Raw genomic sequence first — 8514 nt, forward strand, 5'->3', positions numbered from 1 at the left:
ACATAACCTCCGTTGACAGAGGCATGTGAGCGCCACGAATCTCGTGAGAGAGCGCTCTCTCACACCCCCTGAGCCCAACACTGGAGGGTTTCCATGACCCCTCGCGTCCGGCGATTCGGCCTGCCCTTGCTCACCGTCTCCGTGCTCGTCCTGGCGACGGCGTGCGGTGGCGGCGGCGGGAGCAGCGCGTCCGAGTCGAGCGCCAAGCCTGGAGAGAAGATCAAGCTGACCGTCGGCCTCTTCGGCGACTTCGGCTTCAAGCCACTCTACGAGGAATACAAGAAGACCCACCCCGACATCGAGATCGTCGAGAGCGTCACCCAGTTCAACGACCACCTCAGCAACCTGGTCAAGCGACTGGCCACGAACGCGGGCGCCGGGGACGTCGAAGCGGTCGAGGTCGGCTACATCAGCACGTTCACCGCCCAGCCCGCCAAGTTCACCGACCTCAAGCAGTACGGGCTCGACCAGCGGCAGGCCGACTACCTCGACTGGAAGTGGCAGCAGGGCCTGAGCAAGGACGGCACACAGGTGCTCGGGCTCGGCACCGACGTGGGCGGCCTGGCCATGTGCTACCGCAAGGACCTGTTCGAGAAGGCCGGGCTGCCTTCGGACCGGACGGAGGTGGCGGCGCTCTGGCCGACGTGGGAGGAGTACATCGCGACCGGCAAGAAGTTCGCCGCGGCGAACGTGGCCGGCGCCAAGTTCACGGACTCCCCCGGCGAGATCTTCCGCGCCATGGTCAACCAGGCCCCCATCGGCCTGTACGACACCCAGGACAACGTCATCGCGGACTCGAACCCCGATGTGAAGAAGGCGTGGGACCTGTCCAACCAGCTCACCCAGGAGGGCCTGACCGCCAAGCTCGCGGCCTTCTCCCCGCCGTGGAACACCGGCTTCGCCAAGGGCTCGTTCGCCACGATCATCTGTCCGGCCTGGATGACGGGCTTCATCCAGGAACAGGCCAAGGACGCCTCCGGCAAGTGGGACATCGCGACCGTGCCCGGCGGTTCCGGCAACAGCGGCGGCTCGCACCTGATGGTCCCCAAGCAGAGCAAGCACCCGAAGGAGGCCGCCGAGCTGATCAACTTCCTCACCTCGAAGGACAACCAGGCCAGGGTGTTCAAGGAGGAAGGCACGTTCCCGTCGATCCCGGCGCTCTACGAGGACCCGTCGATCCAGAACTTCACCAAGCCCTTCTTCGGCGACGCCCCGATCGGCAAGATCTACTCCGACGCCGCCAAGGCGCTCAAGGCACAGCACCTCGGCCCCAAGGAGGGCGACGTCCGGGTCGCCATCGGCAACGGGCTCGGCCGGGTCGAGCAGGGCAAGCAGACGCCTGACGAGGCGTGGGCGCAGGTGCTCGAGGACGTGGCAAAGATCAAATGAGCACTGTTCCGCTCGCGGTCACGCGACGGCGGCGTGGGCGCGGTGTGCGGCACACCCTCGACGTGAGGGTGTCGCCGTACGCCTACGTGGCGCCGTTCTTCCTGCTGTTCTGCGCGTTCGGGTTGTTCCCGCTGGTCTACACGGCCTGGGTGAGCCTGCACGAGTGGACGCTGCTGTCGGAGACGCAGGAGTTCGTCGGCCTGGCCAACTTCTCGACGCTGCTCGCCGACGGCTACTTCTGGAACGCCACGTTCAACACCCTGTCCATCGGCGTGCTCTCGACCGTGCCGCAACTCGCGCTGGCCATCTGGCTGGCGCACCTGCTCAACCGGCGGCTGCGGTTCCAGACGTTGTTCCGGGTCGCGCTGCTGCTGCCGAACGTCACGAGCGTGGTGGCGGTAGTAGTGATCTTCAGCCAGCTCTTCGGCCGGGACTTCGGGATGATCAACTGGATCCTGTCGTGGTTCGGCGCCGGGCACGTCGACTGGGCGGCGGGCACCGCGACCTCGCACATCGCCCTGTCCGTGATGATCATGTGGCGCTGGACCGGCTACAACGCGCTGATCTTCCTGGCCGCCATGCAGGCCGTGCCGCGCGAGCTGTACGAGGCCGCCACCCTCGACGGGGCGGGCACCTTCACCCAGCTCCGCACGATCACGATCCCGATGATCCGGCCCACGATCATCTTCGTGGTCATCGTCTCGACCATCGGCGCCATGCAGATCATCGCCGAACCCATGCTGTTCGGGCAGAGCAGCGGCGGCGGGGGCGGCGTCGCGACCGGCGGGCCCGACCGGCAGTTCCAGACCCTCGCGCTGTTCGTCTACGAGCAGGGCTTCGCGACCTCGGCGTTCGACTTCGGCTACGCCTCGGCCGCGTCCTGGCTGATGTTCGTGGCCGTGGTGATCGTCGCCGGGATCAACTTCCTGATCAGCCGCAGGATGAAGGGCGGGCTGGTGTGAGGCTGCGCTATCTGACCCTGACCGCGGTGGCGTTCTTCTCCGCGTTCCCGCTCTACTACAGCGTCGTGGTGGCCTCCAGGCACAACTCGGCTCTGGCCGAGGTGCCGCCGCCGCTGCTGCCCGGCGGGAACTTCCTCGCCAACGTCTCCAGGGTCTTCGACACCGTCCCCTTCGGGCTGGCGCTGGTCAACTCGGTCATCGTGGCCGGGTCGATCTCGATCGCGGTGATGTTCTTCTCGACGCTGGCCGGGTTCGCCTTCGCCAAGCTGAGGTTCAGGGGCAGGAACATCATGCTGGTGATCACCGTCGCGACCATGATGGTCCCGGCGCAGCTCGGCATCATCCCGCTCTACATGCTCATGGTGAAGCTGGAGTGGACCGGCACCAACTACGCGCTGATCGTGCCGGCGCTGGTCAGCGCGTTCGGCGTGTTCTTCATGACGCAGTACCTCTCGCGCGCCCTGCCCACCGAACTGCTGGAGGCGGGACGGGTGGACGGGTGCACGACGTGGGGGCTGTTCTGGCACGTCGTGCTGCCCGCGGCCCGGCCGGCGGCGGCCGTGCTCGGCATGCTGACGTTCATGTCGGCCTGGAACGACTACTTCTGGCCGCTGGTGGTGCTGAACCCGGACAATCCGACCGTCCAGGTGGCGCTGTCCACGCTCGCCAGCGGGTACGTCAACGACTACGTGCTGGGCCTGGCCGGAACGGCGATCGGCACGCTGCCGCTCGTGGCCGTCTTCGCCCTGTTCGGCAAGCACATCATCGGCGGAATCATGCAAGGAGCTGTTAAGGGATGATCTTTCCCGAGGACTTCGTCTGGGGTGCCGCGACGGCCTCGTACCAGATCGAGGGGGCGGTCAAGGAGGACGGGCGGGGCCAGTCGATCTGGGACACCTTCTCCCACACCCCTGGGAACGTGGCGGGCGGCGACACCGGCGACGTGGCCTGCGACCACTATCACCGCTACCGGGACGACGTCGGGCTGATGCGCGAGCTGCGGCTCGCGGCCTACCGGTTCTCCATCGCGTGGCCGCGCATCCAGCCCGACGGCGCGGGCTCGATCAACCCACGCGGCCTGGCGTTCTACGACAAGCTTGTCGACGAACTACTAGCCGCCGAAATTTCGCCTTATGCCACGCTTTATCACTGGGATCTTCCGCAAGGGCTCGAAGACCTCGGTGGCTGGACCAATCGCGATACGGCCTACCGGTTCGCCGACTACGCGCAGGCCGTACACGACAAGCTCGGGGACCGGGTCGGCGACTGGGCGACGCTGAACGAGCCGTGGGTGGCGGCGTTCCTCGGCTACGGCAACGGCGTGCACGCGCCGGGGCGGCGCGACCCGGCCGCCGCCCTGCGCTCCGCGCACCACCTGCTGCTCGGCCACGGGCTGGCGGCGCGGCGGCTGCGCTCGGGCGGCGCGCGCAGCATCATGCTCGTCGTCAACTCCTCGCCCGTCCTCACCCCCGCCCAGGTCAACGACCCCGCCGCAGTGCCCGGCGAGGCCGACGCGGCCGTCGCCCACCGCATCCACACGTTGCTGACCAGGCAGTTCCTGGATCCGGCGGTGCATGGGACGTACCCGGCGGAGGTCCTCGACGCGGCGGCGCGCAACGGCGGGACCGGGCACATCCTGGACGGCGATCTCGGGCTGATCAACGCGCCGATCGACCTGGTAGGCGTCAACTACTACAACCCGTGCGTGGTCGAGTCCGGTCCCGGCCTGCCCGCCGACGCGGCCTGGCCGGGCTCGGAGGACGTACGGTTCGCCACGGCGGACGCGCCCACGACCGCGATGGGCTGGCCGATCGTGCCCGACGGCCTGTCCAGGCTGCTCGTACGGCTCTCCCAGGACTATCCACGGGTCGGCCTCATGGTCACGGAGAACGGCGCGGCCTTCGAGGACGTCGTGGAGGACGGCCAGGTGCACGACGACCAGCGGGTGGCGTACCTGGACGGGCATCTGCGCGAGGTGCACCAGGCCATCGAGGCGGGCGCCGACCTGCGCGGATACCTGGTGTGGTCGCTGCTCGACAACTTCGAGTGGGGGGAGGGTTACCGGCGGCGGTTCGGGATCGTCCACGTGGACTACGCGACCCAGACCCGGGTGCCCAAGGACAGCGCGCTGTGGTACCGGGACGTGATCAGCAGAAACGGCCTGTAGATTTTTTCCGTGCTCTTCCTTTTGGTGCAGTCATGAGACGCCCGACGCTCGAGGCGGTCGCCGCCCGGGCGGGTGTCTCGCGTGCCACCGCCTCCCGGGTCGTCAACGGGCAGACGACGGTGGCGCCCCACATCCGCGACGCCGTGCAGCGCGCGATCGACGAGTTGGGCTACGTGCCCAACTCGGCCGCGCGCAGCCTGGTCACCCAGCGCACCGACTCGGTCGCCCTGGTCGTCAGCGAGCCGGGCACCCGGGTGTTCTCCGAGGATCCGCTGTTCTCCACCGCCATCAGGTCGGCCTCGATGGAGCTGGAAGCGGTCAACAAGCAGGTCGTGCTGATGCTGGCGTCCTCCGCGAAGAGCCACGCCCGGGTGGAGCGTTACATCTCGGGCGGGCACGTGGACGGCGTCATGCTGATCTCCATGCACGGCGCCGACCCGCTGCCGGTCGCGCTGTCGCGCCTGCGCGTCCCCGTGGTCTCCTACGGGCGGCCGGCCGTGCCGGTGGACATCCCGTTCGTGGACAACGACAACGTGGGCGGGGCCGAGGCCGGAGTCGGGCACCTGGTGGAGTCCGGGCGGCGCAGGATCGCCACGATCGCGGGCCCGCAGGACATGATCGCGGGCCAGGACCGGCTGACCGGCTACCGCAACGTGCTGCGCGACTCCGACCGCCGCTCGATCGTCGCGGTCGGCGACTTCACCCGCGAGTCCGGGGCCGTGGCGATGCGTCAGCTCCTCGGCGACGATCCCGGCCTGGACGCGGTCTTCGTGGCCAACGACCTGATGGCGGTCGGCGCCCTGCAGGCGTTGCGCCAGGCCGGGCGCCGGGTGCCGGACGACGTGGCCGTGGTGGGCTTCGACGACATCGAGGCGGCGAAATACACCGAGCCGCCGCTGACCACGCTGCGCCAGCCCGTGGTGGAGCAGGCGGCGGCCATGGTCCAGTTGCTGCTCGGCCTGTTCGAGGGCGGGCCGGCCGATCCGGTGATCATGCCGACGGAGTTGGTGATCAGAGACTCGGCCTGACTCATTGACAAGTAATCATATTAAACAAGACAGTCGAGGTCGGCATCGTCGCGCCCACCCCTCCGAAGGGACGCACCCTCATGACGTACCGACGTCGCATCCTCATGGCGTTATGCCTGCTCACCGCCCTCCTCGTGAGTGCAAGCCCGGCTCAGGCGGCCGTCACGGGGCCGCCCGTGCTCAACGCGCCCGTGTTCAACGACCCCACCGCGGACTCCGGCGTGGCCGGCAGCCCGAGCGCCCAGCAGTCGGCCATCATGGACCAGCTGATCAGGCTGATCCAGGCGGCGCCCCAGGGCAGCGAGATCCGCTTCGTCATGTTCGAGTTCGCGCCCGGCGACCGGTCGAGCGAGGTGGCGACGCAGTTGGTCGCCGCCCACAACCGGGGCGTGCAGGTGAAGGTGATCCTCGACAGCCCGGAGGACAACGGCAACAACGCCACCACCGACACGCTCAAGGCGACACTGGGCACGTCGGAGTCGGCCGGGTCCTGGGTGATCCGCTGTGAGTATCCGAGCGAGTCGGTCAACCGCGGCTGCATCGCCAGGAACTACCTGCACAGCAAGTTCGCCCTGTTCTCCAGCGTCGTGGTCGGCGGCACCAGCCACGCCAACGTGGTGTTCGTGACCTCGTCGAACCTGAACAACTGGTATCTGTACAACTCCTTCAACGACGCGTACACGTTCACGGACGCCGGCGTCTACGGGGCGTACCGCACCTACTTCGCTGACCTGCAGGCGGGCCGCCGCAAGGCGGTCAATCCCGGCTACTACTGGACCTCCCCCACCGGCACCGCGCACCGCGCCACCTTCTTCCCCAAGCGCGCCACCGACTCCGACCCGATCGTGACGATCCTGCGGCTCATCGAGTGCAGTTACCAGGACGAGGCCGGCGTCACCCGGCAGACCGACATCCGCTTGGCGCTGACGGCGTTCAACAAGAACCGGGTGGCGATCGCCGACGAGCTGGTACGGCTGCGCGGCGAGAACTGCTGGGTGGACATCGTCTACTACGAGAACGCCCCGGGCGACGCCAAGAACGTCGACGACACCGTCCGCCAGACGCTGGCCAAGACGGTGAACGGCCGCCGCATCCAGGTCACGCCCTGCCGGTTCAGGGTCGGCAGCCGGGACGTGGTGACGCACAACAAGCTCATGATGATCGACGGCTTCTACGACGACGACATCACTCCCCGGGTCTACACGGGCAGCGCCAATTTCTCGCACATGGAGAACGCGGACGACTCCTTCGTCAGGATCGCCGGCCGCGACATCCACTCGCAGTACTTGTCCTTCTTCTACCAGGTCCGGACCGCCTGCCAGGGTGGTTAGCGTACAAGGGTGATCTCAACCGGCGCGGCGCTGAAGGTCGCCGTATCCGTCGCCGAGGAGTACGGCGTGCGGGTGCGGGAGCCGGTGGTTCTCAAGGACTCCTACAACCTGCGGATCCACCTGCGGCCCGCGCCCGTCGTGGCGCGGGTCCCCACCGTGACGGCGCTCGCCAGGACGCACCCGGGCGAGGCGCTGCGGCGGGAGCTGGCGGTCGTGTCCTTCCTGCACGAGCTGGGCGCGCCGGTCGCGCCGCCGAGCGACCTGCTGCCCGCCGGGCCGCACCTGCGGGACGGCGTCGCGGTCTCCTTCTGGACCCATGTCGAGCACGACCCCGATCACCGGGTGACGGCGGACGTGGCCGGGCGCATGCTGGCCGAGCTGCACGACGCGCTACGCGGGTTTCCCGGCACGCTGCCGTATCTCTGGACGCTGGTGGACGAGCCGGTGCGGCTGATGGAGTCGCTGGCCGGCGAGGTCGAGCCTGGCGTGCTGGCGCGCCTGCGGGACGCGCACGCCGGGCTGGTCACGCGGCTGAACGGCGGGGCCGCGCAGTGTCTGCACGGTGACGCGCATCCGGGCAACCTGCTCGCAACCCCCGCCGGGCTGTTGTGGAACGACTTCGAGGAGAGCACCGCCGGGCCCGTGGGGTGGGATCTGGCGTGCCTGCTGCGTACGACGCGGCTCGACGGCCGGGCGGCCGTGCGGGCCTACGGGGCGAATCCTGATGATCCGGGGTTGCGGGTGTTCCTGACGGCTCGGGGGTTGCAGGCGGCGTTGTGGATGATGGTCAGGGCGCTGCGGTTTCCGGCCTCGGCGCGGGAGGCACGGGCGGCGCTGGATCAGTGGCTGGGTGATAATCCTCCACCCTGAGGCAAAGTTTTTCCCTCCGAAGAGGATGTCCTTCCACCCAAGGTGGACGTTTCTACACCCGGAAGACGCGGAGTTGGAGCGCGAGCGTCGTGTAGTAGCCGACCAGCGTGGTCAGCTCGAAGAGCTCCCGCTCCCCCATCGTCGCGTACTCCTCGTCGGTCAGGTCGCCCCTCGTCACGAGGGCGCGGGTGACGTTGAGGATCCTGATCTCGGCCGCGGGCAGGTCGGGTGTGGCGCCGTCCCTGAGGACTTGGAGCTGGGCCTCGGTGAAGCCCAGGTCGCGGGCGATGGACTCGTGGGCCGCCCGCTCGAAGGCGCTGTCGTGGTGGCCCGCCACGACCAGGATCGCCAGCTCACGCGCGCGGTCGGTCAGCGAGGACCGGTAGCGGACGGCCGCCCCCAGTTCCTGCAGCGGATCACCGAGGGGCGGGCTGAGCAGCATCGCGTTGAACGGGCCGGTGAGCCCGCCCTCCGAGTCGACCATGAACCGGCCACGCGGGCCTGACGTGATCTTCTCGTAGAGGACTCGGGCCTCGGGACCCAGCTCATGGGGCGGGGTTCTGCGCAGCCGTACCATCCCGTGATCGTAACCGCCCGCGGTGCCACGAGCTCGCTCGCCGCAAAACAAAGGCCTCTCCCACGCCTTTATGGGGGTTCGCGGGGGCGTGCCCCCCGCGGGGGGACCTCTGTGGGGCTATGAGCTTGCTCATCGCCCCACAGAGCGGCGAGCGCCAGCTCGCCGCAAAGACTAAAGCCTCTTCCACGCC

General features: G+C 68.5%; 8 protein-coding genes. 7 read left to right on the forward strand and 1 reads right to left on the reverse strand.

Annotation, left to right across the window (positions count from 1 at the left end):
• Positions 1-93: 93 nt before the first annotated feature.
• From ITP53_RS19965 to ITP53_RS19995, 7 genes are all read left to right on the forward strand, one after another.
• Positions 94-1389, forward strand: a complete 1296-nt coding sequence (locus ITP53_RS19965; protein WP_195896926.1) for an ABC transporter substrate-binding protein — start codon at positions 94-96, stop codon at positions 1387-1389.
• A complete protein-coding gene (locus ITP53_RS19970) occupies positions 1386-2351 on the forward strand; it encodes a carbohydrate ABC transporter permease (RefSeq protein WP_195896927.1) in 966 nt (321 codons plus the stop codon). Before ITP53_RS19965 ends, ITP53_RS19970 begins: the two co-directional genes overlap by 4 nt.
• Positions 2348-3151 (forward strand): carbohydrate ABC transporter permease, encoded by an 804-nt coding sequence (locus ITP53_RS19975; RefSeq protein WP_195896928.1) that lies wholly within the window; start codon positions 2348-2350, stop codon positions 3149-3151. Before ITP53_RS19970 ends, ITP53_RS19975 begins: the two co-directional genes overlap by 4 nt.
• Positions 3148-4518 carry a GH1 family beta-glucosidase gene (locus ITP53_RS19980; protein ID WP_195896929.1) on the forward strand — a complete coding sequence of 457 codons (1371 nt, stop codon included), beginning with the start codon at positions 3148-3150 and terminating at the stop codon, positions 4516-4518. The genes ITP53_RS19975 and ITP53_RS19980 overlap by 4 nt, the downstream gene beginning before the upstream one ends.
• A gap of 32 nt (positions 4519-4550) precedes the next feature.
• Positions 4551-5546: a LacI family DNA-binding transcriptional regulator gene (locus ITP53_RS19985; RefSeq protein WP_195896930.1), complete on the forward strand. Its 996-nt coding sequence runs from the start codon at positions 4551-4553 to the stop codon at positions 5544-5546.
• Between the two features lie 80 nt (positions 5547-5626).
• Positions 5627-6877, forward strand: a complete 1251-nt coding sequence (locus ITP53_RS19990) for a phospholipase D-like domain-containing protein (protein WP_195896931.1) — start codon at positions 5627-5629, stop codon at positions 6875-6877.
• A gap of 9 nt (positions 6878-6886) precedes the next feature.
• A complete protein-coding gene (locus ITP53_RS19995; RefSeq protein ID WP_195896932.1) occupies positions 6887-7747 on the forward strand; it encodes a phosphotransferase in 861 nt (286 codons plus the stop codon).
• A 52-nt stretch (positions 7748-7799) separates the two neighbouring features.
• Here the strand turns inward: ITP53_RS19995 and ITP53_RS20000 are convergent, their stop codons facing one another.
• Positions 7800-8324 carry a carboxymuconolactone decarboxylase family protein gene (locus tag ITP53_RS20000; protein WP_195896933.1) on the reverse strand — a complete coding sequence of 175 codons (525 nt, stop codon included), beginning with the start codon at positions 8322-8324 and terminating at the stop codon, positions 7800-7802.
• Positions 8325-8514 lie beyond the last annotated feature (190 nt).

The sequence above is a fragment of the Nonomuraea cypriaca genome (genome assembly GCF_015645445.1).
GTDB classification, from domain to species: domain Bacteria; phylum Actinomycetota; class Actinomycetes; order Streptosporangiales; family Streptosporangiaceae; genus Nonomuraea; species Nonomuraea cypriaca.

Bases quoted from the DNA above. Each gene is read 5' to 3' on its own strand.
- ITP53_RS19965 (WP_195896926.1), top strand. From the start codon at position 94: ATGACCCCTCGCGTCCGGCGATTCGGCCTGCCCTTGCTCACCGTCTCC.
- ITP53_RS19970 (WP_195896927.1), top strand. From the start codon at position 1,386: ATGAGCACTGTTCCGCTCGCGGTCACGCGACGGCGGCGTGGGCGCGGT.
- ITP53_RS19980 (WP_195896929.1), top strand. From the start codon at position 3,148: ATGATCTTTCCCGAGGACTTCGTCTGGGGTGCCGCGACGGCCTCGTAC.
- ITP53_RS19985 (WP_195896930.1), top strand. From the start codon at position 4,551: ATGAGACGCCCGACGCTCGAGGCGGTCGCCGCCCGGGCGGGTGTCTCG.
- ITP53_RS19990 (WP_195896931.1), top strand. From the start codon at position 5,627: ATGACGTACCGACGTCGCATCCTCATGGCGTTATGCCTGCTCACCGCC.
- ITP53_RS20000 (WP_195896933.1), bottom strand. From the start codon at position 8,324: ATGGTACGGCTGCGCAGAACCCCGCCCCATGAGCTGGGTCCCGAGGCC.